Annotated in this window: 26 protein-coding genes and 1 tRNA gene; 10 read left to right on the top strand and 17 right to left on the bottom strand. The window is 35.6% G+C overall.

Annotation, left to right across the window (positions count from 1 at the left end):
- Positions 1-58: 58 nt before the first annotated feature.
- The 12 genes from VB796_RS02695 to VB796_RS02750 all read right to left on the bottom strand — a co-directional run bounded on the left by VB796_RS02695 (position 59) and on the right by VB796_RS02750 (position 11693).
- Positions 59-1171 carry a PDDEXK nuclease domain-containing protein gene (locus VB796_RS02695; protein WP_323344965.1) on the bottom strand — a complete coding sequence of 371 codons (1113 nt, stop codon included), beginning with the start codon at positions 1169-1171 and terminating at the stop codon, positions 59-61.
- Between the two features lie 119 nt (positions 1172-1290).
- Positions 1291-1863: a hypothetical protein gene (locus VB796_RS02700; protein WP_323344966.1), complete on the bottom strand. Its 573-nt coding sequence runs from the start codon at positions 1861-1863 to the stop codon at positions 1291-1293.
- 4 nt (positions 1864-1867) lie between these two features.
- Positions 1868-2692, bottom strand: a complete 825-nt coding sequence (locus VB796_RS02705; protein WP_323344967.1) for a ParA family protein — start codon at positions 2690-2692, stop codon at positions 1868-1870.
- 122 nt (positions 2693-2814) lie between these two features.
- Positions 2815-3699 carry a toprim domain-containing protein gene (locus tag VB796_RS02710; RefSeq protein ID WP_323344968.1) on the bottom strand — a complete coding sequence of 295 codons (885 nt, stop codon included), beginning with the start codon at positions 3697-3699 and terminating at the stop codon, positions 2815-2817.
- 313 nt (positions 3700-4012) lie between these two features.
- A complete protein-coding gene (locus VB796_RS02715) occupies positions 4013-5332 on the bottom strand; it encodes a primase-helicase family protein (RefSeq protein ID WP_323344969.1) in 1320 nt (439 codons plus the stop codon).
- 129 nt (positions 5333-5461) lie between these two features.
- Positions 5462-5752, bottom strand: a complete 291-nt coding sequence (locus tag VB796_RS02720; RefSeq protein WP_323344970.1) for a helix-turn-helix domain-containing protein — start codon at positions 5750-5752, stop codon at positions 5462-5464.
- A gap of 135 nt (positions 5753-5887) precedes the next feature.
- Positions 5888-6751 (bottom strand): hypothetical protein, encoded by an 864-nt coding sequence (locus VB796_RS02725; RefSeq protein ID WP_323344971.1) that lies wholly within the window; start codon positions 6749-6751, stop codon positions 5888-5890.
- 2 nt (positions 6752-6753) lie between these two features.
- Positions 6754-7953, bottom strand: coding sequence for a site-specific integrase (locus VB796_RS02730; RefSeq protein ID WP_323344972.1), 1200 nt, complete (start codon positions 7951-7953; stop codon positions 6754-6756).
- Positions 7954-8145: 192 nt separating this feature from the next.
- Positions 8146-8216: transfer RNA gene (locus VB796_RS02735), tRNA-Cys, on the bottom strand.
- A gap of 207 nt (positions 8217-8423) precedes the next feature.
- A complete protein-coding gene (gene rpsA / locus VB796_RS02740; RefSeq protein WP_323344973.1) occupies positions 8424-10238 on the bottom strand; it encodes a 30S ribosomal protein S1 in 1815 nt (604 codons plus the stop codon).
- Positions 10239-10437: 199 nt separating this feature from the next.
- Complete coding sequence (locus VB796_RS02745; RefSeq protein WP_323344974.1) at positions 10438-11112, bottom strand: VTT domain-containing protein; 675 nt, start codon at positions 11110-11112, stop codon at positions 10438-10440.
- A 104-nt stretch (positions 11113-11216) separates the two neighbouring features.
- Entirely contained in the window at positions 11217-11693 is a 477-nt protein-coding gene (locus tag VB796_RS02750; RefSeq protein WP_323344975.1) for a cytidine deaminase, read from the bottom strand.
- Positions 11694-11901: 208 nt separating this feature from the next.
- On the opposite strand from VB796_RS02750, the gene VB796_RS02755 reads away from it, so the two are divergent.
- A complete protein-coding gene (locus tag VB796_RS02755) occupies positions 11902-12462 on the top strand; it encodes a hypothetical protein (protein ID WP_323344976.1) in 561 nt (186 codons plus the stop codon).
- A gap of 137 nt (positions 12463-12599) precedes the next feature.
- Here the strand turns inward: VB796_RS02755 and VB796_RS02760 are convergent, their stop codons facing one another.
- Positions 12600-14060 (bottom strand): PLP-dependent aminotransferase family protein, encoded by a 1461-nt coding sequence (locus VB796_RS02760; protein ID WP_323344977.1) that lies wholly within the window; start codon positions 14058-14060, stop codon positions 12600-12602.
- A 309-nt stretch (positions 14061-14369) separates the two neighbouring features.
- Between VB796_RS02760 and VB796_RS02765 the strand changes: the two genes are divergently transcribed.
- From VB796_RS02765 to VB796_RS02780, 4 genes are all read left to right on the top strand, one after another.
- A complete protein-coding gene (locus VB796_RS02765) occupies positions 14370-15005 on the top strand; it encodes a pyridoxamine 5'-phosphate oxidase family protein (protein ID WP_323344978.1) in 636 nt (211 codons plus the stop codon).
- A 126-nt stretch (positions 15006-15131) separates the two neighbouring features.
- Positions 15132-15662, top strand: coding sequence for a DinB family protein (locus VB796_RS02770; RefSeq protein WP_323344979.1), 531 nt, complete (start codon positions 15132-15134; stop codon positions 15660-15662).
- A 188-nt stretch (positions 15663-15850) separates the two neighbouring features.
- Complete coding sequence (locus VB796_RS02775) at positions 15851-16360, top strand: gamma carbonic anhydrase family protein (protein WP_323344980.1); 510 nt, start codon at positions 15851-15853, stop codon at positions 16358-16360.
- Positions 16361-16433: 73 nt separating this feature from the next.
- Positions 16434-16823, top strand: a complete 390-nt coding sequence (locus tag VB796_RS02780) for an HIT family protein (protein WP_323344981.1) — start codon at positions 16434-16436, stop codon at positions 16821-16823.
- A gap of 257 nt (positions 16824-17080) precedes the next feature.
- Here VB796_RS02780 and VB796_RS02785 read toward each other — a convergent pair whose 3' ends face one another.
- Positions 17081-18721, bottom strand: a complete 1641-nt coding sequence (locus VB796_RS02785) for an ABC-F family ATP-binding cassette domain-containing protein (protein WP_323344982.1) — start codon at positions 18719-18721, stop codon at positions 17081-17083.
- 395 nt (positions 18722-19116) lie between these two features.
- Between VB796_RS02785 and VB796_RS02790 the strand changes: the two genes are divergently transcribed.
- The 4 genes from VB796_RS02790 (at position 19117) to VB796_RS02805 (ending at position 22968) form a co-directional block, all read left to right on the top strand.
- Positions 19117-19854, top strand: a complete 738-nt coding sequence (locus VB796_RS02790) for a hypothetical protein (protein ID WP_323344983.1) — start codon at positions 19117-19119, stop codon at positions 19852-19854.
- 57 nt (positions 19855-19911) lie between these two features.
- Entirely contained in the window at positions 19912-21234 is a 1323-nt protein-coding gene (locus VB796_RS02795) for a glycerophosphodiester phosphodiesterase (protein WP_323344984.1), read from the top strand.
- 4 nt (positions 21235-21238) lie between these two features.
- Positions 21239-21862, top strand: a complete 624-nt coding sequence (locus VB796_RS02800) for a hypothetical protein (protein ID WP_323344985.1) — start codon at positions 21239-21241, stop codon at positions 21860-21862.
- 128 nt (positions 21863-21990) lie between these two features.
- Positions 21991-22968 carry a DUF4382 domain-containing protein gene (locus tag VB796_RS02805; protein WP_323344986.1) on the top strand — a complete coding sequence of 326 codons (978 nt, stop codon included), beginning with the start codon at positions 21991-21993 and terminating at the stop codon, positions 22966-22968.
- Positions 22969-23353: 385 nt separating this feature from the next.
- On the opposite strand, the gene VB796_RS02810 is transcribed toward VB796_RS02805, so the two are convergent.
- A complete protein-coding gene (locus VB796_RS02810; RefSeq protein ID WP_323344987.1) occupies positions 23354-24379 on the bottom strand; it encodes an NAD(P)H-dependent glycerol-3-phosphate dehydrogenase in 1026 nt (341 codons plus the stop codon).
- 339 nt (positions 24380-24718) lie between these two features.
- Here VB796_RS02810 and VB796_RS02815 point away from each other — a divergent pair, with 339 nt between their 5' ends.
- Positions 24719-25285: a hypothetical protein gene (locus VB796_RS02815; protein ID WP_323344988.1), complete on the top strand. Its 567-nt coding sequence runs from the start codon at positions 24719-24721 to the stop codon at positions 25283-25285.
- A gap of 66 nt (positions 25286-25351) precedes the next feature.
- On the opposite strand, the gene VB796_RS02820 is transcribed toward VB796_RS02815, so the two are convergent.
- A complete protein-coding gene (locus tag VB796_RS02820; RefSeq protein WP_323344989.1) occupies positions 25352-25795 on the bottom strand; it encodes a transcription elongation factor in 444 nt (147 codons plus the stop codon).
- A gap of 151 nt (positions 25796-25946) precedes the next feature.
- On the bottom strand, positions 25947-26957 hold the full coding sequence (locus VB796_RS02825) for a GntR family transcriptional regulator (RefSeq protein ID WP_323344990.1): 1011 nt from the start codon (positions 26955-26957) through the stop codon (positions 25947-25949).
- Positions 26958-26979 lie beyond the last annotated feature (22 nt).

Genomic DNA, 26979 nt, shown 5'->3' on the forward strand with positions numbered 1-26979 from the left:
AGAACATTGTGCCTACAATTGGGGGTAATGTTGTGCCTACTTTGTATATGAATTGTGCCTACAAATCTTCATCATCCTGATTCAATCGTTCAGTAAACTGCTGAATAGTTGGTAACGCTTGTTGAATTACAGTTGGTAGTTGCGTGTAAGTATATTCGCTAACGCCCATTGGTTTATTGGTATCGTGCAATGCGAAATCTACCACCACATCATTTTTAGTTTTGCAAAGCAAAATTCCGATGGAAGGTTTATCAGAGCTATCTTTTACCAAACGGTCAATGGCGGTTAGATAGAAATTTAGCTTGCCCACATATTCTGGTTTAAACTTGGTTACTTTTAGTTCAATGACTACGTAACATTTGAGTTTGGTATGATAGAAAAGTAAATCAGTTTTGAAGACTTCACCACCAACATTTATTTCAAACTGTCTGCCCATGTAAGCAAAACCTTTGCCCAATTCAAGAAGAAATTTTGTGATATTGTCAATCAATTTTTGTTCAAGTTCCAATTCTTTCACCTTACCTGAGAAAGAGATAAATTCAAAATTATAAGTGTCTTTCAAAAGAGCCTGAGCCAAGTCGCTATCAATTTCGGGTAATGTAGTTTTGAAATTGGTAATAGCTTTTCCTTGTCTTGCGTATAGATTTGTCTCTATTTGCATGACTAAAACGGCTCTACTCCAATTATTTTCGATAGTTTGTTCAACGTAAAATAGAGCTTCTGGAACATTCTTAATTTTTTGAACAATCACAATATGATGTCCCCACGGAATATTAAATATTTGATTTTCAATGTTTTGTAATTCGCCAACACTTTGTTGGCTTTTTGTAATGTTTTGATTTTCAGCGTTTTCCAATTGCGAAACAAGTTGCTTCGCAATTGGAAAACTACTTTCATAAAATAAAAACCATTGCCTAACCATCTCTAAATTTCTTTTAGAAAAACCACCCATTTCTGGAAATTCAGCTTTCAAGTCTTTACTGAGTTGGTCAATAAAGCCACTACCCCATTTGGCATTTTCTTGCTTGTCCACAATGTCTCGACCCAATTCCCAATGGAATTGAAGAACATGACGATTAACTGACAAAGATGCTTTGATTTGAACTTGTCGAATGGTCTTTTTCAGTTCAATAAGCCAATTTTTGTAATCTGAATTAGTTGATAAGGACATTTTGAGAATATTTATGTTATTGCAATTTCGGGAAAACTTAATGAGGAAACAAAACAACGAAAGAACATTGTGCCTACAATACTCTTTCGTTGTGCCTGCTATTTGGGGTGTTATTGTGCCTACTTGGTGTTTATGCTGAGTTTACTAAAGTATTTTGACTTTACTGTAATTCCTTCCGATAGTTCTCGATTGACTGAGCCTAAGTAGAGACGTTTTTTTTCAAGTTTCCCCTTTGTATTGCGAATATACTTGGTTGCATAATGAAACCTACCGTTACTCCTCATTTCGGTTTTCAGAGACCATCCACGCATTGATAAATAAACAATTTTGTCTTGTTTGGTTGGCAAAGCTGAGAATTCATTCCAATTCAAGTCATCGTGCGTAACACGTTGTTTCTCCTTTCTCGATAATCTTTTAAATTTTTGCTCAATGATAGGCTTATTAGGCTCACTACCATTCTCAATAGTAGGCACAACATTAGTCATTGGTGTAAATGCTGTGTTGTCAATCTTTAGCTTTTGAAATGTTGAGACAAGGTTGCTGTGTTCTGTTTGTATTGTTTTTGGCTGAGGAGTAGTTTCAATAATCGACTCAGTTGGTTGAACAGCATTACCAGTTGGGATTTGTAAGCCATTGTTGATTTCCTCTAATTTCTTGAAGACGAAACCGTTTAGTTTGCTTTTCGTTGCCATGCTCTTATTTTTTGATGTTCATTTTGTAGCGACTGCCAATTATCTCTCCTGTATTTCGTGCGTATTGCCAAGTTTCGGCTAAACTCTTGTATTCCAAAGCTACTTTTGTACGTGGGTTGGCTATGATTGTCGGAATGCCTGTGTAACCATCTTCAACCACTTTTAACTGTCTTGGTATCCTTTCTTTTAGCATAATTCCCATACCCAATTCTTTACTATCTTCAACTGAATCAATGAGTTCTTTATGGAGATTAGTGTTTTTCTGAAACATGGTGAAAAGAATACTTTTCGGTTTTTGTTTGAAGACTTTACTAATCTCTCTATCATGCCATTTGTCGAGAACAGAAACTAAAATTTGTACCCCTGTCATACTTGCTTTAGAAAAGTCAGTTACCAACATTAAATTGTCTGAAGCGTAAACCGCATTGATAGCATCTAAACCCAAATAGGGGGGAGTATCAATGATAATTTGGTCGTAATTGTGCTTTACTTTATCAATAATCTGTTTTAAAAGCCTGTAATCACTGAGTCCATTGGTTCGTTGGTAAGCATACAAATTATTGGGTATGTAATCGAAATAAGGAGTAGTTATAATAGCCTTCTGGGGGTCGATTCGTCTGTCTTGATAAAGACTACTAATTGTCAATGCTTTTGCATCTAAAACGGCATCTTCACTGCCTTGTAAATTTATCCCTACGTTTCCCTGTGGGTCAGTATCAATGACTAAAACTCTTTCTTTGAGTTTGGTTAGTCCTGCACCTAAATTGATGGTTGTGGTAGTTTTAGCAACACCACCTTTAAAGTTTATAATTGCTGTAATTAGTGTCATTTTATTGAAAAATTGTGCCTGCAATGGCGTAAAAAACGTTGTGCCTATCTTGTTGTTTTGTTGTGCCTACAATGCGTGATGCTATTGTGCCTACAATGTATATACGTTGTGCCTGCATTGTGTTAAGGTGGCTTTGTGCCTGCAATTAAGAATTCGTTAAAATCGTTGTAACCTTCATAGATAAAAGACTGGTCAATTAAGTTTGGGTTTACTTGTTTCAACTTTTCAAAAGCTTTGCGTCCTGCATCATCATTATCCAAATAGCAGAATACCTTTTTGTAGTCGCTAATGATGGGTAATGCTTTGTTTAGATTGCTTGTGGAATTTAGAATAATAGCCGTCATTGTGGGGGTGCGTCCAAAATGTTCGATAGCAGAAAGGAAATTAAAGAACCCTTCAAATATCATCACTGATTCACTATTGGGTATTTCTATGGAGGAATAGAATTGAACTCCAATGTTGATTTTTCCGCCCTTTAATTTGCTTCTAATCGCATAACCGCCTTTATCGTTGGTAAATCCTATGCCAAAGTATTTCTTATCGTTATTTACGGAGTATTCGACTTCTTTCAAGTATTGATAAGCCACTTTGAAACTAATACCTCTCAGTTGGCAGTATTCAATGAGTGCGTAGTGTTGTAGCGGTTTTACTGCTATGATTTGGACTTGGCTATTAGGCTTGTTATTAAGGCTTTGACTTGGTGAAAGAGAAATAATTTCCTTTTCTTTTACCAAGTCAAAACCCTCTAAGAGTTTACAAGCTTCATTAAAGTTTAGGCTTTCTATGAGCATTACCAACTCAATAATATTTCCCTTGTCACCGCTTCCTAAATCATTAAAAATATTCTTAGTAGGATTGACTCCGAAAGAAGGTTTTGAATCATCACGAATTGGGGAATGATACATAAACCAACTGCCACTTTTTGCACTTGGATTTATTCCTTTATTTGCCAAATAATCCATGATAGATATTTGTTTTAGCGTCTTTATTTGGTCTTGATTTCTCATTGGCTTTAAAAACTGAAAATTGCACAGCTAAAATTTGAAACCTTCAAAAGTCCAGTATTTGAGAAGTACCCTGTTTTTTTGGAACATGGAACATTTGGAACACTTGGAACAGGTTTGGAACATTTTTGGAACAATGTAAGTGCTTGTTATAGAGCTTTTTATAGGCTTTGTTCCAAATGTTCCAAAATTTTGGTACTTTTTAAAACAGGGACTTTTGAGGGGTAAAACCCTTTTTTCTTGTTCCAAAAGTGTTCCAAACCTGTTCCAAATGTTCCAAAACGAAACTTTTAGTTGATTGTGTGTTTGTACTTTTCTAAGAATAGCTTTCTCTGCTAAATAGGTAAGTAATACTGTTACTCTCTATTCTTGAAAGCATCCCCCGTTCTGCACCTGAAAGACTCAGAAAGTCATATCTTCCTTTCTTTTCAGACTGCTTTATTTGTAGTTCATTGTCAAGTGCTTTTCTTACCTTTTCCTTCTCCAAAAACCTAATATTACCTTTTAATTCATCCATGATATTGGTGATTGAAAACTGCAATTCAGTTTCATCGGGAAACATATTAAAAGTATCTCTCACTAACTGCTTTATTGCATGAGCAACCATTGAAATACTATTCTCATAGTAAAGCATGAGTTGTGCCGTTCGATAAACCTCTGGGGCAAAATACATTCTTGATTTTAATGGATATACTAACGTGCGATTAATTAGAAAATGTAGAAAAGCAGGTATTTCAGCCTGTATTTTTGAACTGATTTGAGGGTCGTCTTTATATCCCTTCTCTGCAAAAGTTGGAGCTTTGAAAACTGCCCATCTTGGGTCTCCTCTTTCAATTGGTAGGGCTTTACCTGCATCATTGGAAAGCATGATAAATTTTCCTATGAAATCAACTTCACGTTGTGCCTTATTTTTTTCATTAGAGATAACTTTTCCTGTTTCCGTTGAAAGTCGTTTCAGCATTTGCATCACCCCTTGTTTTTCAAGACTTGTTTCGTCCACAATCAGCAAAAGACGTTGCAACCAAAAACCGCTGAAATCGCTGTGTAAATCACTATTCCCAAGTTTCATGGCATTAAACTGAAATATCCAATACAACAGATTTGAAAATGTTGTTTTACCTGTGTTTTTTTCTTCGGATTCTACTAAAATAATAGGCAAGCATTGATTGGGGTTTGTGTATAAAATTTGGAGATAATCTAAAATAAATTCAAAGTGGCTTTCTCCAAAAATGTGTTTTAGAATATGGAAAATATTCTCGCAATCGCCTTGTATTGGAATGTGAGTTACTTCGTGATATTGGTTATAGAATCCGTTTATTGATTGTTGGTAATTGGTATGCGATGCTACGAGAGTAAAATCGTCAAACTTTCTGATATGCTTTAAGATAGCTTTAGTGTAATCATCCGTAATTGTTGTCTTGGATAATTTTAGGAGGTCTTTATAGAGCTTCCCAGACTTGTCTGGTCGATAAACAATCTTGTAATAGTCGTCTCTAATTCTTATGAAGTTTAGTGCAACTTGTTTAAGATTTTTTTTCTTCTCTTCTTCTTCTTTTTCCTCCAATTCCTGTTGGGTAATAGTATCTAATTTGATGATATTGTTTTCTTCAAACGTGGTTTGCTTATCTGATTTCATACTGTTAAATTTGCCCTCGTTATTAACTATTTAAGAAAAGTTATTCTTGCCGTTGTGTTCCTACCACAACGGCATTTTTGTTTGTAAAAGAGTAAGAGTTAAAAGATTCCAAAAGGGATATAAATTTTCTTATCTTTTCACGAAGTCTTTAGGGAATAAATTTTCTACTTGAGAGCGTAATACATAGGTTTTACGTCCTTTAGGGTCGGGCTTGATAGTGGTTAGGACTCCATCATTAATAAATTGATAGAACTTGCCTTTGCTGATTTTTAGAATGGAACAAACTTCTGTGGGAGTGAGGTAGTCGCCTGTGGGAGTGGGTTGATTGTTAGGTAATTGGCGTTTGATTTCTGCCAAGCTTGCAAGTACAAATTTCTCAAAATTGGTACTTGGAGTGAACTCTATTGTAGCTTTTTGCATATCCTTGGATTTTGTTAAATTTAATTGGATATGCAAATATCCGAAAATGTGTGAATAGTTCACTCATTTTGTGAAAAATGTTTCTATTATTCACTCATTTTTATAAATTAAGAGCCTTAATTAAAATTCAGCCTCTTAATGAAATTTTAAGGGATTGATTAATAAATCGAAATATCTGTAATAATATTTTGAAAATAATTTATCTAAATCAGATATAATATCTTTAGCAGATTGATTATTACTGTAAGAATTAATGAAGTTTTTCTGAAATGTTTTTGTTAAATAATCAAATATAGTAGGTGGAAAAGAGATTTCATATCCATCAGAATAATCTATAACACCAAACATAGATGTATTATGAAGTCTTATATAAATACTAAAAAACCAGATTTCGGAACTATATTTTTTTTTAATATCATTTAATTCGGGATGTTCAATTGAGAAATATTCTAAGTTAAGAAGTGCAGGACTGTCTAAATCAATTCGACTAAGGTATGCTTTAAATAAAATATTAATGTTTGGGTCTTCATTAAGTCTTCTTACTTCACATAAAGCGTTTTGAATTTCTTGCTTTAAACACCAATCAACAAAATGAGTTAACTCATAAGATTTTTGATGATAAATTTTAGGTAATTCAGATATATCAAAATTCTTAGGATTTGCCTCAACGTGAACATTGACAAGCCATTTAATTAAGTTCAAATCTCTTATCAAGGCATTTTCAAAATCACTTTCAGCTGCACTGTCATAGTACTCTCTATAACTATCAAAATTATCAAACACAACAGTTGAGAGAGGTGTATCATATACACAATATGGTATCTTACTTTTAAATTTTGTATTTTTTCTCTTATACGTTACTTGAACATATACAGGATAAATTGAATCTCCTATTTCATTTTTTACTTCAATATTGGTGTTCACATAATGCTTAACAGTAATTTTCTTCTCTGTCTTATGTTTCTGATATGTCCTTTTGGGCTTTTGTGTTGTTTCCATGTTCATTCCCATTTAATTTTGGCAAGTGCCTTTTTTTTAAATTCTGGATTTCTTTTCAAATACCCTTGAGTTGTTGATAACAGAGAGTGTTGCATTTCATCCTGTACGACAGTAATGGGTACTTTGGTTGACATTATATTGGCAAACGTGTTACGAGAATCTTTAAACTTAGTAGCTTTCTGTACGTTAGCACGTTTTGCGATTATTTTTAATTGTAGATTGACTTTTGGATTTGTTAAACCTTTAAAAAGAGCTTTGTTTTCGCTATTGATGTATTTCCTTGCTATCTGTTGGGGTTTGCCTCCAAAAAGTAGGTATAAGAATTTTTGTCCAAACTTCTGTGTCTTTCCAGCTTGATAATTGAGTTCTAAGCCTTCCAATGTGTTATAGAGGTGTGTTGGGTTAATTTTATAGACATCGCTAAATCTTAGCCCTGTATAACACGCAATCAGAAACATATCTCTGCTTCGCTCTAATAATAACTCAGATTCACTAAAAGTTAACTCTTCAAATCGCTGTAATTCCTCTTCTGTTAAATAATTACTCTCGCTATCTTGCTTAGGTATTTTAATGTGTAGGTATGGATTGTCAATGATTGCTATATGACGAGACTTAATTGCCTCTAATATGTATTTTCTTACGTGTTTGTGGTGCTTTGCTATTGTGTTTAAATTTAACGGCTTACCATTTTTCTTTCTCTTTTCGTGTAAGAATGAATTAAAAGCTTTTATCAAGTCGTTGTTGATTTCATCAAAGCTGACTTCGGAACGAAATTCCTTAAAGTAATCAAATGTCAATCTTCGTGTTCTTAATGACGGTTGTTTTAAAGGCTTTTCTATATCTAATTGTTCTCTAAAAAAGTCTGTAAATGATGTCTTCTTTTGTGGTGGTTCTGGTACAGGTTGGTCTTTTCGCTTTAAGTCTTCAATCGAAAACGTTTTATGGATAGCTCTGAATTCAGATTCAAATGTTTGATACTCTGAAATCATCGTTTGAATGTTCCTATTCATTAAGGCATCTTTGGGAGCATTCTTTTTTTTATTCCATTGGTCTTGCGTTATTCTGTAACCTGTACTTTTATAACTTGCTTTGCCATTGTAGTACATTCTTATTTCAATAAGTCCTGTACTTTCTTTGTCATTAGCGTCTAATTGACCTTTACGGTCGAAACGTAAGCTGAAATCTGCGAATTTTGTTACCATGTTTTCCGAAGTTTTAAATGTTCGGTTCAAACTTAGTAATGAATAGTCGGGGTACTACGGTAACAAAAACAGTAACAAACCCAATAGACTGAAATAGACTTTATAGTATTCAAAAGGGGTATTTGTTACCGCTGTTGAACCCCCAAAAACAACTAAAGCCCTGAAATACAGGGCTTTAAGGTGTTTTAGATGAGGTCTCGAGCGGATTCGAACCGCTGTGGAAGCTTTTGCAGAGCTCTGCCTAGCCACTCGGCCACAAGACCATCTTATTTATTGAATGGGTTACAAAACTAATGCCGTTTTCATTAAAATCAAAGTATTTGTGAAAGTAAATCACGTTTTTTATATAGGTTTTTTCGTTTTAGGAGGTATGAAGCTGAAAATCAATATTTTAAACTTTATATTTTTTTAATAAAAAAGTCCTGTTAACAAATGTCAACAGGACTTTTTCGTATTCTTTAAAAATTAGATTATTCAGCTTTTGCTTTTTTGTCTAATTTCTTTTTCGCTTCTTCACGAGCTGAATCTTCCATTTGAGCTTTCAATGCTGAAAGAGCATCTAAATCACCTAATGTAGATTTTTCCGCAGAATCAGCTAATTTCTGTACGTCTTTAGCTGTTTTCTTTTTCTCTTCTGCTACAACTTCTTCTTTCGCATCGTTGTAAACACGAACGTGAGAAAGTTGAATTTTGCGGTCATCTTTATTGAATTCAGTTACTTTGAAGTCTAATTGCTCACCAACCTCAGCTACTGAACCATCTTCTTTCACTAATTGCTTCAACGCTGAAGAACCTTCAATTCCGTAAGGTAACTCTAAAGTAGCTCCTTTATCGTTTTTCGAAGTGATTGTACATTTGTGTACTGAACCTACCGTGAAAATTGATTCGAAAGTATCCCAAGGGTTTTCTTCTAATTGTTTGTGTCCAAGAGCTAAACGACGGTTATCTGCATCAAGTTCTAATACGATTACGTCTAATTTATCACCTACTTTCACAAATTCAGATGGATGCTTGATTTTCTTAGTCCAAGATAAATCTGAAACGTGTACTAATCCGTCGATACCTTCTTCTAATTCAAGGAATAAACCGAAGTTAGTCAAGTTACGAACCGTTCCAGTATGCTTAGAACCTAAAGCGTAACGAGCTAATAAATCTTGTTTAGTCCAAGGATCTTCAGTCAATTGTTTGATACCTAATGACATTTTACGTTCAGAACGATCAAGTGTCAATACAACTGCTTCGATTTGGTCACCAACTTTCAAGAAGTCTTGTGGGTTACGCAAGTGTTGCGACCAAGACATTTCTGAAACGTGGATTAAACCTTCAACACCTTGAGTAATTTCTAAGAAAGCACCGTAATCTGCTACGTTTACAATTTTACCTTTCACTTTAGAACCAATCTCAGTTGTTTCTGCTAAAGCATCCCAAGGGTGAGCTTGTAATTGTTTCATACCTAACGAAATACGTTTCTTGTTTTCGTCGAAGTCCAAAACAACCACTTGGATTTTTTGGTCAAGCTTAAGCATTTCTTGTGGGTGGTTGATACGTCCCCAAGAAATATCAGTAATGTGAAGTAAACCATCAACACCACCTAAGTCGATAAATACACCGAAGTTAGTCATGTTCTTGATAACACCTTCCAATACTTGTCCTTTTTCAAGGTTAGTAAGGATTGACTGACGTTGTTGTTCAAGGTCTTTCTCAATCAATACTTTGTGTGATACTACTACGTTATCGTTAGCGTGGTTGATTTTAACCACTTTAACTTCCATTTTCTTTCCAACGAAGATGTCGAAATCACGGATTGGTTTCACATCAATTTGTGAACCTGGTAAGAATGCTTCTACACCATAGATATCCACGATAAGACCACCTTTTGTACGACGTTTTACGAAACCATCGATGATTACGTCTTGGTCAAGAGCATCTTCAATATTTTTCCAAGCTGTCATTACTTTAGCTAACTTACGAGAAAGAATCAATTGACCTGATTTGTCTTCTTGGTTTTCTACGTAAACGTCAACTACATCGCCTACTTTTAAGTCAGGCATATCTCTGAATTCTGAAGTTGGAACCAAACCATCTGATTTGAAACCAATGTTCATAATTACTTCACGGTCAGTAATCCCTACAACCGTACCTTTTACTACTGCTTTCTCAGTAACTTGGTTTAAAGTTCCTTCGATAAGTGCTTCTAATTGAGCTCTTTGTTCAGCTGAGTAACCTCCACCGAAACCTTTAGTACCGACCGAATCCCAGTCGAAATCTGCTAATTGATTAGCCATGTGTGAATAAAAAACCCTGTTTACATCATCGCCTCGGGCAAAGGGCGAAGAAATTTAGTTGAATTCCCCATTTGAATTGGGGGTGCAAAGATACAAATTTTTCTGTAATGATTTGAAAATGAGGAAGAAAATTTTTAAAAGTAGGACAGGATTCTATCCTGTCAAGATATGTACAACTGTTACAGGATGGAATCCTGTTCTACTTTTCTACCGCTTTTTTTACAAAATAGCCCAATCCTAAAATTGAACCGCCAATAAGTCCTAAAATCAGAATTTGTGATAAACTGCCTTCGCTTGGGTGTTCTATAAGTTTTTTTATTTCTTGGGCTTGCGTGCCAATCCATATTGAAAGGATGGTTCTGGGCAACATTCCGAGAAAACCAGCCGTCAAAAAGTTACGTAATTTTGTTCCAGAGAAGGAGAATAAAACGTTGGTTACCGCAAATGGTAGAACAGGAGAAAGTCGGGCGAGGAGAATAATTTTGAATTCGTCTTTTTGCAAATTTTCTAAGATTTGTTTCACTTTTGGTTTTTCAGAAAGAATTTTTAAAAATCGTCCTCCATCAATCATTTGAGCAGTTTTGAAACCTAAAAATGAGGCAATCCAATAACTTATGGCAATGGGTAAAAAAGCTTTCCAACCTAAAAAATACCCACTCAATAAAGCGATAAAAGTAGTAGGAGTAAGGGCAAATGCCATCGTAAAACAAGCAATTATAAAGGCAATCGTCCAATTTTGAAAGGTAAATGCTTGAATTTCTTGCTCGTGCGTAATTACCCAATAACTAATTGAGGAACTGACCAACAATGGCATGAGTCCCAAGAAAAAGGTATAAAGTAACGTAAATGAGTTTTTTTTGAGAAAATCAAGCATGGGGTTGGTTATTGGTTATTGGTTATTGGGAAATTGGTTATTTGGGAATAATGATTCTATTTTTTATTCCGTAATAACTAATTTCCCAATAACCGATAGCCAATCTAAAATTCATTAAATTTAAAAGGTAGTAAATCTCCAATGGAATCGGTGATTAATATTTGATTGTCAGCACCCAACATAATTAAACGAATGGGCTGCTTTTGACGATTTTCGTATTCTAACATTGCCTGACGACACGCTCCGCAGGGAGGAACGCCTCTGAAAACATCACCCGAACCTGGACGAGCAATGACGGCAATGGATTTAATTTTATGGTTTGGATAATTTGCTCCAATCCAGAAAATGGCTGATTGTTCCGCACAAGAACCCGACGGAAAAGCGGCATTTTCTTGATTATTGGCAGTAATGATTTGGTCGTCATCTAAAAGTACCGCTGCCCCCACATGAAATTTTGAATACGGAGCATAAGATTTATAAGTTGCTTTGCGAGCTTCTGATAAAAGTTTTTGTTCGATGGGTGTAAGTTCGTTTTCGTTGTCGTACTTCTCAAGCGAAATTGTTAAATTAAGTTTGTGCATATCAGTTCATTAGTTGTTTGTTTATGAGATTTTGAGATGGGGAAAATGATAACTAATTTCTGATAATAATAGTTCAATGTTTTTTATTGCGTGCCATAGAATAAGAAGCAATATTAAATTTCCATGAATTGTACAATTATTTCAAAATAATGTATAATTTGCAAGGGCGTAAAAGGTTGAAAAATATCGGTTAAATAAATTAATTCAAATGAAATTCACGAAGTACATATTCACATTATTTGCTTTTACAGTGCTAACAGGCTGTGAAGTAAACGATTATGTACAGCCAACGGAATTACCTGAGCCAACCCAAATGGGCAAACAGACTTTTGGCGTGAGAATAAACGAGGCAATTTGGACTCCTTTTCAACGATACAGGTCGAATCCAAACTTCAAACCTGTACCTGTGGTGTGGGGACGTTTGCAAAATGAAACGTTGAGATTGACTGTTACCAATCAAGAAACTCGTGAATCCATTAGCTTGATGGTTGATAAAGTGAAAGGCGTTGGAATGTATAAATTCATGACGTATTTTCCTAAAAATGCTATTGAGTTTACGCCTTATGCGAGTGTTTATCAGCGTTGTGTAGGCGGAAATTGCGGACAATACCCCGTTGCTCAAACAGGCGAAAATGAAGTAATTATTACTCATTTCGACCCAATTACTAAAATCTATGCAGGAACTTTCAAGGTAACTTTTCACAATAAAGATAATCCTTCTGAAATATTTACGTTGAAAGATGGACGTTTTGATGTGAGGGGGGAGTAGTTTTTTAGACCACAGATGGTACGGATTGAACAGATTTTACAGATTTATTTCTGTGCTAAGAATAGAAAGAGAGTTTTATCAATATTTATCAGTGTAAATCTGTATAATCTGTGGTCTAACGGTGTTCTCAATCATGTTCAAATACACGTTCTCAAAATCGCCACTGCCTCCTCCATCTCCTTCAAATTCATCGAAGAAAAGCCCATTCGACAAGCGTTTAGTCCTTCATAAGCTGAGCCATTTGATAGATAAAGCCCTTTTTTGCTCACTTTTTCGGATAATTTCATCAAAGAAATACTTTTGTCGAACTTTGCCCAAATAGCCATTCCGCCGTCTGGAATTTTAAAATCAATGACATTTACTAATTCATTTTTGAGTAAATCACAGGTAAAATCTCTTCGTTCTCGATAAGTTTTTAGAGCTTTTGTGGTATATCGTTTTAGTGTACCGTTTTCCAACATATCGGCTAAAGATAACTCCAAAATTGTATCGCCTTGTCTGTCCATAATTCTACGATATTTAGCTAATTCCTCAATAATTTCTTGTTTTGCCACGATGTAGCCAACCCGAAAAGTAGGAGCAATTCTTTTGGTAAACGAACCCAAATAAATGACCAAACCATGACGGTCTGCACTGGCTAAGGGCAAAACTGGACGATTGGCATAATGATAATCGTAGTCATAGTCGTCTTCAATGATGTAAAATCCATATTTTTCTGCCAAAGCCAATAACTTAATTCTGCGTTCGGGTTTGAGCGTGACTGTGGTAGGGTGATAATGGTGCGATGTGATATAAATCGCTTTAATTGGTGTGCCACTCATGTTTTTTTGCTTACAAATTTCCTCCACTGCATCTACTACAATTCCATCTTCATCAATCGGAACGATATTGAGTTTTAAGCCTAAACTTTCAAAAGTCATATTGGCGGCGGGATAATTGAGAGAACCAACCATCATTTCGTCATTTTTCTGAAAAAGAGCCGAGCCAATCAAGTAAAAAGCCATTTGGCTTCCTCGTGTTGTTAGGATATTTTGTGGCAAAATATTCATGCCACGAGTTTCATTCAAAAAAGCAGAAAACACTTCTCGAAACCGAATATGTCCATAAGGATTTGTGTATTGAAGAATAGACGAATCACCGAATTTGATATAATGTGCATACAAACGAGCCAATTCTTCACGAGGAGCAAGGCGTATATCGGGTAATCCATCATTAAAAGCCAAGCGATGTGTAATAACTGGCGGAATTTTAATAATAGCATTTTGAGCAATACTCAAATTAGGAATTTCAAGGATGGTATTTTCTTGTTTTATTGAAAACTCCACAGGTTTTACAGTCGGTAAATATTGGGCTACAAACGTTCCTTTTTTCGGGAAAACCTCAATCCAACCTTCTGAGTAAAGTTCGTCATAAGCAGCTACGACTGTTTTACGGTGAATTTCCAAAAGCTCCGCCATTTGTCGGGTACCTAATAATTTTGTGCCTGTTTTCAGAATTCCAGACTGAATATTTTGACTGATTCCATTGGCAATTTGGACGTAAATTGGCAAGGAGGATTGTTTATTGATTTCGAGTAATGTTTTGAATGGTATCTGCATCTGGACTACTTGTTGGTTTGGTTCTGGAGTAGTATGGGTATCCAGTAAAGGTATAAATTTGTAGAAGAATTAGAAAAGATATCAGTTCATAGACTAAAAGTAGATACTTTACTTTTGGGTGGTCTGACTATCGTCTGACCGATAAACACTTTACTTTTGGGTGGTCTGACTATCGTCTGACCGATAAACACTTTACTTTTGGGTGGTCTGACTATCGTCTGACCGAATAAACAACCTTGGTCAGACGGTAGTCAGACCACCAATAGCCCAATGAAATATATCTTATAGACCATATAAACGAATAAAACAATGTTACAAAAAACGCCCAAAACAACCCCAAGTCGCTACGCAAATCAGCGAATGCATTACGACGAAGCCATCGTTTTCCCAATTTTAGATGAAGCTTTATTTTGTACAATAAGCTATTCGGTAGATAATCAGCCATTTAGTATTCCTACGGCTTTTGTTCGTAAAGAAAATCAATTATATATTCATGGTTCGGTAGGAAGTCATTTTTTGCGAGAAATTGAAAAAGGGATTCCTGTTTGTATTTCGGTTATGTTAACCGATGCTTTGGTAGTGGCAAAATCAGCTTTTCATCATTCAGTAAATTATCGTTCGGTGGTGATATTTTCAAATGCTCAGAGAATTGATGATTATGAAGCAAAATATTTGTTTTTCAAGGAATTAACTGAAAAGATTGTTCCAAATAGTTGGGATTATTTACGTCCGATGAAGTCCAAAGAAGTGGATAAAACAATGCTTTTAGTATTTGATATTATTGAAGCTTCTGCAAAAACTCGTGAAGGAATGCCAAGTGATGATGAAGAAGACCAAAATTTGCCCATTTGGTCGGGTTTGATTCCGATTCCAAGCAATAGACTTACGCCAATTGCAGATGAATTAAGTGTAAATATTCCTTTACCTTCGCATTTATCGAACTAAATTTAGACCACGGATAACGCAGATTAAACAGATTTTTACTGATTTCATGAATATTTTATCCGTGAAAATCCGTACAATCAGTGTTATCCGTGGTCTAATTTGTATCATTTTAGAATTTAACAGAACATGAACATTTTACCTCCATCACCCATTGATGAGTTTGGGAATTTTAGTACCTATATCAACAAGGTTGTAGCCCACGATTTGCTGACAGGTTTACAAGAAAATCAGCAATTGGTTGAGCAAAAAATACTTGCTCTTTCCGAAGAACAACTAAACTATAAATATCAAGTTGGCAAATGGTCAATCAAAGAAGTGATTGGGCATATTATTGATACAGAACGGGTTTTTACTTATCGTGCTTTGCGTTTTGCAAGAAAAGATAAAACGTCTTTACCTGGTTATGACGAAGTGCTTTATGGAGATACCTCAAATGCAGGGCAAAGAGATATTCAAAAATTGATAGCTGAATTTGTGGCAGTTCGTCAAGCTACGATTTTATTGTTTGAAAGTTTTAGTGAAGAAATGCTTGAAGAAAGAGGTATTGCGAGCAATTTAGAGGTTTCAGTACGAGCATTGGGTTTTGCCATTTTAGGACATTGTATTCACCATTTGGAAATCATTGACGAACGATATTTGAATAGTAGTGGTGAATAGCATTCGCCATTTCATTGAGTGTATGGCGAATGCTATTCGCCATTACCAATCATTTTGGGCTAACGATAAATCTTCGTTAGCCTTTTTTATTGTCTTCAAAATGTTGGATTGTATATTTGTAATAGTGGTTAGTTTTGAGCTGTAAATGACACTTATAACTTATCACTCATAACTTATCACTTTAAAATATGCCGTTAATAAAACCCGTAAAGGGAATTTCACCCAAATTTGGGGAAAACTGTTGGTTTGCCGAAAACTCAACAATTGTAGGAGATGTGACGATGGGAGATAACTGTACGATTTGGTTTAATGCCGTTGTGCGTGGAGATGTTAATGCTATCATTATCGGTCATAATTCTAATATTCAAGATGGTGCGGTGATTCATTGTACTTACCAAAAATCACAAACGATTATCGGAAACTATGTATCAATTGCCCATAATGCAGTGGTTCATGGTTGCACGATTGAAGATAAAGTATTGATTGGTATGGGAGCAATTGTAATGGACGGTGCCGTGATTGAAACAGGCTCAATTGTCGCAGCAGGGGCTATTGTTACGCAAAATACTCGTGTTCCCGCAGGTTCAATTTACGCTGGCAATCCCGCCAAATTATTGAAACCCGTATCGCCCGAAGCCTCCGAAGTTTTTATGCGGACAGCAAATAATTATGTAATGTATTCAGAATGGTTTAAGTAGCGGTAAAGGGTAAACTGTGTAACGTAGTTCCTAACCCTTTTACCATTTACCTTTCACCCTTTACCGAAAAAAAATGACAATATTCACAAAAATCGTTAATGGCGAAATTCCTTGCCATAAAATTGCAGAAGATGAACGTTTTTTAGCGTTCTTAGATATTACGCCTTTGGCAGATGGACATACACTCGTAATTCCGAAAAAGGAAGTTGATTATATCTTTGATTTAGATGATGATTTACTATCGGGGTTGATGATTTTCGCTAAGAAAATTGCTCCTGCTATCGCACAAGCTTGTCCTTGTCGGAAAGTGGGGATTTCAGTAATTGGCTTGGAAGTTCCTCATGCTCACGTGCATTTAATTCCTTTGAATTCTATGAATGACATTAATTTTACAAGAGAAAAATTGAAGCCTTCGCAAGAAGAATTGAAAGCTACGGCTGATAGGATTAAATCGTTTTTGTAGGTTTCATTTGTAGAGACAAGGCACTGCCTTGTCTCAAATTGTTTAGCCAAGACATTGCCTTGTCTCAGATTTGTTTAGCGAAGACACTGCCTTGTCTCAGATTGTTTAGCAAAGACACTGCCTTGTCTCAGATTGTTTAGCAAAGGCACTGCCTTGTCTCATGCATAATAAATATTTTGACTTAGCAAAGACAAGGCAATGCCTTGTCTCTACAAGAGACAAATTTACAAATTTATAAATTTACAAATTACAGAATATCATTTTCCCTTTCGCTCAATTTCCTTTAAATTCTCCATTTTCTTGTTCCGCAAAAAACCGTTAATGTCTTCAAAATGCTCGGTTACTCGTTTATTACCAAATTCGAAGACTTTTTCGGCAAGTCCGTTTAAGAAATCTCTATCGTGAGAAATCAAAATTATTGTTCCTTCAAAAGCCTTTAAAGCATCTTTTAAAATGTCTTTAGTTTTTAAATCCAAGTGGTTAGTTGGCTCATCTAAGATTAATAAATTGACTGGCTCAAGGAGGAGTTTTACCATTGCCAAACGAGTTCTTTCTCCACCCGACAATACGTTTACTTTCTTGTGAACATCGTCGCCACCAAACATAAATGCTCCTAAAATATCTTTGATTTTTGTTCTAATTTCGCCAACTGCAATGTTATCAATCGTTTGGAAAACCGTTAAATCTCCGTCTAAAAGTGCTGCTTGATTTTGAGCAAAATAACCAATCATTGAGTTATGACCCAATTTCATTTCGCCTTCAAAGTCAATTTCGCCCATGATAGCTTTCACGAGTGTAGATTTTCCTTCTCCGTTTTTACCCACGAAAGCTACTTTTTCTCCTCTTTCTATCGTCAATCTTGCATCTTTGAAAACCAAATGGTCGTCGTATTTTTTCGTTAAATCTTCCACAATAACGGGATAATTGCCAGAACGTGGAGCAGGCGGAAATTTCAAATGTAAAGCCGAAGTATCCACTTCATCCACTTCCACAATATCCAATTTTTCGAGCATTTTCACTCTCGATTGTACTTGCAAAGTCTTTGAATAAGTTCCCTTGAAACGGTCAATAAATTCGGTGGTATCCGCAATAAATCGCTGCTGTTCGGCAAACTGTTTTTGCTGTTGTTCCTGACGTTCTTTACGAAGTTGGAGATAATGCGAATAATTTACTTTATAGTCATAAATACGTCCCATCGTGATTTCAATGGTACGATTAGTGATATTATCCACAAAAGCTCTATCGTGAGAAATAACGATTACGGCTTTGGCAGAATTCATCAAAAACTCTTCTAACCATTGAATTGACTCAATATCCAAGTGGTTCGTAGGTTCATCTAAAAGAATCAAATCAGGGTTTTGTAACAGGATTTTTGCCAATTCAATCCGCATACGCCAGCCACCACTAAACTCAGAGGTTTTACGGGTAAAATCTGTACGGACAAAACCTAATCCCAATAAAGTTTTCTCAACTTCTGCATCAAAATTGATTTCTTCGATTGAATAATATTTCTCACTCACTTCCGAAACACGCTCAATAATAGCCATGTAAGCGTCAGATTCGTAGTCTGTACGAGTTTCTAATTGATGATTTAATTCATCAATTTCGTTTTTCATGTCTAAAATTTTTGAAAAAGCCTTCGTAGTTTCTTCAAAAACAGTGCTGTCATCTTCCATCAAAAGATGCTGAGGAAGATACGCAATTACGGCATCGCCTGGAGCAGAAATTTTACCTCTGGTAGCTTTATCAGCTCCTGCGATAATTTTCAACAAGGTCGATTTTCCCGCCCCATTTTTACCCATGAGGGCTATTCTATCTTTTTCGTTGATGTTGAAAGTTACATCACTAAACAAAGCTCGTCCACCGAACTCAACCGTTACGTTATCTACTGAAATCATATTTAGGAATTAGGATTTAGGTTTGTCCTAAACACTAATATTCTTTTTAAGAATTGAAAGAAGGTGCAAAGATACAGGGCTTCAGCGGAGATTTATATGAAGTATTTGATAAAGGCATAATTTTTTGATGTAAACTTGTGATGAATTAAATGGTTAATGAGGACTGGGTTTATGAGTTTATAAGTGAAAAGGCAAACAATGACTTTCGATAATAGACTTAATACACTGTTTAATATGTTATTTCAACTTCCCGAAAGTTCTAAAACTTTCGGGAAGTTCTCCAATCAAACATTTTAGGATGAAAATTATTCAGAAAACTTATTAAACAGTGTACTTAATCTCTCATAATTTTTAATTCCTCAACCACTCTCCAATCGTTTTTTGGCTCAATTTATATGAATTTACGATTTACACTATTACTTTTTGCGGTTTTTATTACCTTCAATTTGGTTGCCCAAACTGATAGTATTCCTGTGCGTCCGAGGAGGGTTTTTAATATTGAAAAGAATAGTTTTATGTTGCCTCATGTGTGGAAGTCTGGGGAGTTAAAGGCAGCAGTGGGGCTTTCTTCAACAAAATTCCCCTTAGATTATGTAGAATCTGCTCTACGAATCCCATTGATTGATTTGTACGCCACCATCGGACTTCCGAAAGGTTTTGATGCTTCTGTAAATGTCAGTTCAATTTATATGGCAAATCAGGTGCGGACGGGTGTGCATTGGAATAAACAAGGGAAGGTTTTTTCTGCCAAAGTAGGTTATGATGTAGGTTTTATTTTTGGGGCATTAACCCAATATGGTTTTGATAATAGAACGTCCGCTTGGTCGCATTATCCCAATCTTTCCATCGGGTTTAAGGTAAAAGATATTGCGATTACGGTGAAATCAGAACTTAATGCAATTACCTACATAAATACTACGGCAGGAGGTATAAAAGTGACCGAATTGAAGGATTTTTTCAATGGTGGAGCATTAGGTGTGTATGTTGAACAACGCCTTTGGGCAAACCATGTGATGATTGTTGGTTGTCGGGATAATTACGTGAAATATTATTATCCAGTTTGGCCTGCTTTTACGGCTTTTAATCGTAAATATCATAACATAGAATTTTTCTTGGGATTGATTATTAAATAGGAGTGACACTGCTATTTTTTGCGTTAAATTAATTAAAACAATGATTTTATTTTTAGTATGAAATTGACAAAAAAATATAAATTCTGTAAAACGTTTGAAAATACAAACGCAGGTAGCGTTCAAAACGCTACCTGCGTTAAACATATATTACTTCTACTGATAATCACCTTACTGAGTAGTTGCAATGACTATGACCTCCCCGAAGCGGTAAACATTACGCCTCCCATTAGCGATGGACAACCATTAAGTGCAACTTCAAAACAGAAAATGGAAGGGATTTATAAGGTTACGAAAGGACGTGCCGTGTTTGGAGATACACTTATTTTGAAATGGAATAATCAAAATAATTTGTCCATTTTTGGAGGAGTAAACGGGCTTTATGCCGTGACAAAAGGCGTTAAAAAAGATTCGTCAATTTACGTTTATGGTTATTGGCGATACGCCCTAAATAGCGAAACAGGAGGTTTTAATTTACAACTAAATCCAAGTGATGGAAGCAATGTTATTTTGAGCCAAAATCAAGCACGAGTTCCCAATTTGATAGTAAAAGGAAGTTACGGTTTTGGGAATAATTCAGCGAAAGAAGAATTTGAAATGGTGTTTGTAAAACCATTTTCTCAAAAAGTTTTAAAAGATGATTTTCACATTTTAGCTCACCGTTCGGGAGGAAGAACGTCTGATTTATTATCTATTTCTGAAAATACCTTGGAAATGATTGGTGTTACTGAAAATTTTGGTTCAACAGGCATTGAAATCGACGTAAGACTGACCAAAGATAATGTGCCAGTTTTGTATCACGACGAAGATATTAACATAAGACTAACGAAAAAAAGCCCTTTGAATGGACCAATTTCGGATTATACCTTTGCCGAAATTTCGAGATTTATTCGATTAGTTAACGGCGAGAAAATCCCGACTTTGGAAGATGCCCTTTTGAAAGTCGTTGACAGTACCCGTTTGAATGTGGTTTGGTTAGATATGAAATCGGTAAATAATGCAATGGCGAAAGTTATTCCGATTCAACAAAAAATGTTGGAACGTGCTAAACAGAAAAATCGGGATTTGTCTATTTATATTGGCTTGCCCGAACAACAAGTTTTAGATTTCTTTAAGACTTATCCAAGCTATCAAACTATTCCGTCCTTATGTGAATTAACGGTTGATGATGTTACCAATATTAACGCAAAAGTATGGGCTCCGAGATGGACTTTAGGCTTATTAACGTCGGATATAAATACGATGCACGCCCAAAATAGAAAGGTTTTTTGTTGGACATTAGATAATGAAGGCTTCATCAAAAAGTATATCAGAGAAGGTGATTTTGACGGTATTCTTACAAATTATCCGACCATCGTTTCTTATTATCATTATTTGAGATAATACCATGAGAAAAATATTACACATACTATTCATTTGCTTTATGGCTCATGTAGGAACGGCTCAAAAAACTTGGAATACCCGAGATAGTGTAGCCAGAGGCGTGAGTATTACCGCAGGAACAGGTATCAGTCATTACATAAATACTTTACAAATTGACTCCCGAAGAGTAGGTTTACGACAAAATTTTAGTTGTTCATCCATTCGATTTATGTGGGAGCCTGAACACCGTTTGAGTTTGGGTATTGAGGCAGGTCATTATCAAGTTTATGAAGTTCAATTATCAGAAGGAAAAAACGTTAATACGGCAAGTTTATCAGTAACGCCCATTTTGTTTTGTGTCCAAATGCGAATATTCAAGCGGTTTTATGCTTCTGCGGCAACGGGCGTTTCTATTCATCATGCTTTGGCAAATGCTCTTGGCAATCAATCAGAAAGCTCAACGATGGCGTTTTCAAATTTGCAGTTTGCAGTGGGTTATATTTACCCAATCTCTAAGAAATTTGGACTTGGTGTGGAAGCTAAATTTTTGAGTGAAAATAAAACTGAAGATATGGTGTTTGCGGTACAGGCGGTAGCTCGTTATCAGTTCAAACGTCGGTTTAAGAGGATTCGGGAGAGTAAAAATTGAAAAATATAAATATCTGATTTTTAAAGAATTAAGGAAAAAGTTTTTCAAAAATTTACCGTTCACTCAATCTACTACATCCAAATATTATTCGTTTGTCGTTTGTTTTATAAATCAAACAACAAACAAATATGATTAAATTAAAGCAAAGTATTTTAGCCGTAGTCATCTTAATGACAGCCTCTGTATTGCAATCTTGCAATAAAAATGAAGATTCAGTAAGCCCTGATGATAATACTACAACGGGAGCGAAAGGAACGATAAATGTAGAAATTACAGACGCACCTTCAGATGATGCCAATGTAAAAGGAACATTTGTGACGGTGACGGAAGTGAGAATTGACGGTAAAAAATTTAGTGGATTTAATGGTAAAAAGACCATAGAATTATCAGCGTATCAAAATGGAAATGTGGCGGCTTTAGGCTTGGGGAATATTCAAACGGGAACATACAACAATATTTCCCTGATTTTGGACAATGCTACCGACCAAAATGGAAATGCACCAGGTTGCTATGCTTTGGCAACTGATAATACCAAGTATAATTTGACGGGTTCAGTTACTGGACAAACGGAAGTGGTGAGTTCAAAAGCGTTTGAGGTAAAAGAAAATCAACAGACCAATTTAGTGCTTGATTTTGACATTCGAAAAGCCGTAATGGATGAAAATGGAAGTGCTGCGGGTGGTTATCGTTTTGTGAGTTCGGGCGACTTGAACGCTTCCACTCGTGTGTTGGTAAAAACACAAGCAGGGGCAATCAAAGGAAATTGTGCCAATTACAAAGAAACCAATAGTAAGTTAATTGTTTATGCTTACAAAAAAGGCACTTATAATGCTACTGAAACGAAAGGACAAGGCAGTGGAAACGTACAATTTAAAAATGCAGAGACAAGTTGTGTGGCAGATGGAAATGGGAATTATAATTTAGCATTTTTGGAAGAAGGCGACTACGAACTCCGTTTTGCCAATTACAAAAATACAGGCAGTGGTCAATTTACCTTGCAAAGTATGGCTAATATCAATAGCTTAATTAGTTTGAGTAGTATTTCGGTGAAAGCAAATGCGTCTGTAACGTTGAATGTAACAATTTTGGGCTTTCTATCTTTGTAATAATTCTTAAAAAAGATACGGAATTATCTACTATTTGTCACAGAATAAAATTAGACCACGGATAGAACAGATAAAACAGATTTACACTGATTTTTCTTTGAATTTATCCGTGTAAATCCGTTTAATCAGTACAATCTGTGGTCTAATTTTATTCTGTGACAAATTGTAGATAGTACGGAATTATCTACTATTTGTCGCAAGACAAAATTAGCCCACGGATAGAACAGATAAAACAGATTTACACTGATTTTTCTTTAAATTTATCCGTGTAAATCCGTTGAATCAGTAAAATCTGTGGGCTAATTTTATTCTGCGACAAATTGTAGATAGTTCCGAAAAGATTAGCCAAACTCTAAAATCTGGCTAATCTTTTTAATCTAAATTTCTACTTCAAAAATCCTTTCAAAACCCCAATTTCAGCCATTGGATTAGCTTTTTCGTAGAGAATTCTATAAACAGAATCAATGATTGGCATTTCAACATCGTGTAATTCATTGATTTTATGGATACTTTTCACGGCATAATATCCTTCTGCCACCATGTTCATTTCTATTTGTGCCGACTTTACCGAATATCCACGACCAATCATATTTCCGAAGGTACGGTTTCTTGAAAATTGCGAATAAGCCGTTACCAATAAGTCGCCCAAATAGCCCGAACTGTGCAAATCTCGGTTAGCCTGTGGATAAACAATATCCAAAAACCGCTTGATTTCTTGCATCGCATTGGAAACCATTACCGCTTGGAAATTATCCCCAAAACCCAATCCATGCGTAATTCCGCACGCCATTGCCACAATATTTTTAATAACCGCACAGTATTCAACACCATACAAATCTGCTACGGGATTCGCCTGAATGTATCGGCAGGTCATTAAATTTGAAAACTCCTGAGCCAATTGAATATTAGGCGAACCGATAGTCAAATACGATTGCTTTTCTTGTGCAACCTCTTCGGCATGGCAAGGGCCTGCTATCACACACATTTGCGTAAGCGGTACGCCAAAGACTTTTTCCATCCAGTCGGTTACCAGCATATTCTCTTCTGGAATCATACCTTTAATTGCCGAAACAACTTTTTTACCCGCAAAATGATTGCGAGTTAAGTTTTTTAAGGCATCAGGCACGAAAGCCGCAGGTACTGCAAGTATCACATAATCAACGCCTTGTAGAGCATCGTACATTTTGTAATACGCTTTTACTTTTCTTGGATTGAGCGGAGCATCAGTCAAATACGAGGGATTATGATTGTATTTTTTGATAAAATCTACGTCCGATTTACGGCGTAACCACCACTTGATTTTTACATTATTTTCGGTTAAAATCTTAATGATTGCCGTAGCCCAACTACCACCACCCAATACTGCAATTTGGGTCGGGAGATTCTTTTTGAATGCTGGTATTTCTGTCATTTTGTAAAGTTAAAACATTTTTCGTGAGCCTAAATACTTCAGAGATTTAAACCTTGCATTGATTTCTATTTTCTTGGTAAAAGATTGTCATTTGGTGTAACAAAATAGAAAAATATATCGTTGAAAACTATAAGAAAGTAGGTTTTAGGTTTTAGTTGTTAGGCATTAGTGCTGTAACTTGTTATTAATCAAGGTTTAGAATCATTAGACCAACTTCTGAACCGAACGACTGTTGCATCTAATTAAACGCCATTTTTGATTTTATTCAAATGTCTGAAAATGATTCTTTTGTAGAACAAAATTCTAAATCCCAACCCCTATCAAAACTAAAGTAATTTTATGCAAGACCTTGAACCACATTATCGTTGGGAGGAATTTTATGTGGCTTCCCGTGATGCTCGCTCACCTTTTTACGAGCGACTTTATAATTTGGATTATTACGAAAACACTATTTACGGTTATTACATTCACCCAATGTGGGATGAAATTGGCTCGGAAACGCTCTATTGTAAAATCCTTTTTGCGGATTATGAACGAAAATTTGCCATCATCGAAATGTTTGGCGAATGGAATGATACGCTACACAATGACATCATGTTTTTCAAGCGTGAAGTTATCGACCATCTTGTTTATCAAGGTATCAATAAATTCGTTTTATTAGGCGAAAATGTTTTAAATTTTCACGGTTCAGACGATGAATATTATGCAGAATGGTTTGAAGATGTGGAAGATGGTTGGATTGCAGCTTGCAATTTTCAAGCACACGTAGAAAGAGAATTTGCCAAATATAATCTCGATATTTACATCAATATGGGTGGAACATTGAATGTAAATAATTGGCGAACCATGAAACCCTTACAGTTTTACGAAGTAATTAATAGTTTGATTGTGAGGAGGTTGAATTAACCTTTGAGAATCTAAACGTTCCTAAACGTTTAAAACGCTTAGGAACGTTAGTAATCTATTATTATGTTACAAAACCTCTAAAATAACCGATTCCTTCCCTCTAAAACTAAATTTATCATCAACGCCTTTTCCTAATAATAATGCTCCAATGGGCGATTGTGGCGAAATAATCATTATTTTTTTTCCATCCAAATCTACCTGACCAATACTTACCGAAAGGAAAAAATCACCCATTGAGGTTTTCAAAAATGCTCCCAAAGCACCTTTTCTGAAAGGGGCAGTTTCATCAATACGTTCTACCAATTTACGTTCCTCAAGCGTTTGCTGATACATACGGGCGTGCATATTACGGTCGAGTTGCCCCATGGCACGAGAGGTTTCATATTTATCACCTGCCGAAGATTTTGATTCACCATTGGCTGATTCTTGGGCAGCTTGCATGGCATCCAAAGAAGTTTGCATTCGTTGGTCTAAATAGGTTTTTACGTATTGAAGAATTTCTGATTTCATGATTTGTGATTAATAGCACACGGATTTTACGGATTAGACACGGATTTTTATTTTTCCTAATCTCTATGTGTAATTAAAAAATGAGTATTTTGTTTTTTGAGTAAAAAGAAAAAAACCGTGTCTAATCCGTAAAATCCGTGTTCCATTTGACTCACAACGTTTCTCTCCGAATCATATAAAACGGATTTTTTACTTTGATTTTTTTCTTGTCTAACAATAATGCCGCTGCCGTTCTGCCCATCGTTTCAAAGTCGGTTGTGATAACGGTAATGCCCAATAATTCCTTTAAAGTGGTATCATTAAATGAGATAATACCAATGTCTTTTCCAACTTCAAAACTCGACATTCGGGCTTTTTTTACCAAATCCGCCAAATCGGTTTCTTCCACGACCAAATAAATGGTTTGAGCCTGTAAAATTTCACCTTCAACGTTCTCTTTGATGACGAATTCTTTATGAGCATTTACACAAAAGTAACGAACTCCACGTACAATTTCGACAGGATAATTACCATCACTCGGGAAAACCAAGACAAGTCGCTGATACTTAGTGAGTAAGTCACTCGCACTTTCTAAGGCTTCCGAAACGTCACGTTCAAAATCTTGATAAACTGACAAACATTCGTGTTTTAAATCGGGTAAATCTTTGTCTAAAAGCACCAATTCATTAGCAGGAATTTTCTCTAAAATTTTGATTGCCATGCCTTTTTCTTCTTCAGGAAAAAAATGAGGCATTACGACATAGTAATTATATTTCCCTAAATTTTTATCAATAATTTCCTCAAAAAGTCGGGCGTTGTAATGATGAATTTGCAAATCAACAGAAGCTTTATCGCCCAAAACTTTCAAAAATGCGTAATAAATTAATTTCTTGTAAGAGCTTAATTTGTTGAAAATCAAGAGGATACGCATTTTTCTGGATTCTCCACTATTCACATAATACCCTTTGCCTTGTACGGAGGTAATGAACCCTCTTTCACGCAGTTCTCGATAGGCTTTTTCGACAGTATCACGAGCTAAATAATACTCTTCGCTGAGTTCGCTGATAGAAGGGAGTTGTTCGTTTTTCTTCAAAACGTTACGTTCAATATCCGCAATAACAGACTGGATAATCTGCTTGTATTTTGGCGTTTTATCGCTTGTATTTAGTTTTAACTGGTACATATTAGTAGGGCAATTACATCCG

Source organism: Arcicella sp. LKC2W (genome assembly GCF_034931005.1).
Taxonomy (GTDB): Bacteria; Bacteroidota; Bacteroidia; order Cytophagales; family Spirosomataceae; genus Arcicella.

Excerpts from the sequence above, each read along its gene's own strand:
- VB796_RS02760 (WP_323344977.1), bottom strand. The coding sequence starts at position 14,060 with ATGCAGATACCATTCAAAACATTACTCGAAATCAATAAACAATCCTCC.
- VB796_RS02725 (WP_323344971.1), bottom strand. The coding sequence starts at position 6,751 with ATGGAAACAACACAAAAGCCCAAAAGGACATATCAGAAACATAAGACA.
- VB796_RS02800 (WP_323344985.1), top strand. The coding sequence starts at position 21,239 with ATGAGAAAAATATTACACATACTATTCATTTGCTTTATGGCTCATGTA.
- VB796_RS02710 (WP_323344968.1), bottom strand. The coding sequence starts at position 3,699 with ATGAGAAATCAAGACCAAATAAAGACGCTAAAACAAATATCTATCATG.
- VB796_RS02705 (WP_323344967.1), bottom strand. The coding sequence starts at position 2,692 with ATGACACTAATTACAGCAATTATAAACTTTAAAGGTGGTGTTGCTAAA.
- VB796_RS02745 (WP_323344974.1), bottom strand. The coding sequence starts at position 11,112 with ATGCTTGATTTTCTCAAAAAAAACTCATTTACGTTACTTTATACCTTT.
- VB796_RS02720 (WP_323344970.1), bottom strand. The coding sequence starts at position 5,752 with ATGCAAAAAGCTACAATAGAGTTCACTCCAAGTACCAATTTTGAGAAA.
- VB796_RS02780 (WP_323344981.1), top strand. The coding sequence starts at position 16,434 with ATGACAATATTCACAAAAATCGTTAATGGCGAAATTCCTTGCCATAAA.
- VB796_RS02790 (WP_323344983.1), top strand. The coding sequence starts at position 19,117 with ATGAATTTACGATTTACACTATTACTTTTTGCGGTTTTTATTACCTTC.
- VB796_RS02695 (WP_323344965.1), bottom strand. The coding sequence starts at position 1,171 with ATGTCCTTATCAACTAATTCAGATTACAAAAATTGGCTTATTGAACTG.
- VB796_RS02715 (WP_323344969.1), bottom strand. The coding sequence starts at position 5,332 with ATGAAATCAGATAAGCAAACCACGTTTGAAGAAAACAATATCATCAAA.
- VB796_RS02765 (WP_323344978.1), top strand. The coding sequence starts at position 14,370 with ATGTTACAAAAAACGCCCAAAACAACCCCAAGTCGCTACGCAAATCAG.
- VB796_RS02825 (WP_323344990.1), bottom strand. The coding sequence starts at position 26,957 with ATGTACCAGTTAAAACTAAATACAAGCGATAAAACGCCAAAATACAAG.
- VB796_RS02730 (WP_323344972.1), bottom strand. The coding sequence starts at position 7,953 with ATGGTAACAAAATTCGCAGATTTCAGCTTACGTTTCGACCGTAAAGGT.
- rpsA (WP_323344973.1), bottom strand. The coding sequence starts at position 10,238 with ATGGCTAATCAATTAGCAGATTTCGACTGGGATTCGGTCGGTACTAAA.
- VB796_RS02805 (WP_323344986.1), top strand. The coding sequence starts at position 21,991 with ATGATTAAATTAAAGCAAAGTATTTTAGCCGTAGTCATCTTAATGACA.
- VB796_RS02795 (WP_323344984.1), top strand. The coding sequence starts at position 19,912 with ATGAAATTGACAAAAAAATATAAATTCTGTAAAACGTTTGAAAATACA.
- VB796_RS02785 (WP_323344982.1), bottom strand. The coding sequence starts at position 18,721 with ATGATTTCAGTAGATAACGTAACGGTTGAGTTCGGTGGACGAGCTTTG.
- VB796_RS02815 (WP_323344988.1), top strand. The coding sequence starts at position 24,719 with ATGCAAGACCTTGAACCACATTATCGTTGGGAGGAATTTTATGTGGCT.
- VB796_RS02755 (WP_323344976.1), top strand. The coding sequence starts at position 11,902 with ATGAAATTCACGAAGTACATATTCACATTATTTGCTTTTACAGTGCTA.
- VB796_RS02820 (WP_323344989.1), bottom strand. The coding sequence starts at position 25,795 with ATGAAATCAGAAATTCTTCAATACGTAAAAACCTATTTAGACCAACGA.
- VB796_RS02700 (WP_323344966.1), bottom strand. The coding sequence starts at position 1,863 with ATGGCAACGAAAAGCAAACTAAACGGTTTCGTCTTCAAGAAATTAGAG.
- VB796_RS02810 (WP_323344987.1), bottom strand. The coding sequence starts at position 24,379 with ATGACAGAAATACCAGCATTCAAAAAGAATCTCCCGACCCAAATTGCA.
- VB796_RS02750 (WP_323344975.1), bottom strand. The coding sequence starts at position 11,693 with ATGCACAAACTTAATTTAACAATTTCGCTTGAGAAGTACGACAACGAA.
- VB796_RS02770 (WP_323344979.1), top strand. The coding sequence starts at position 15,132 with ATGAACATTTTACCTCCATCACCCATTGATGAGTTTGGGAATTTTAGT.
- VB796_RS02775 (WP_323344980.1), top strand. The coding sequence starts at position 15,851 with ATGCCGTTAATAAAACCCGTAAAGGGAATTTCACCCAAATTTGGGGAA.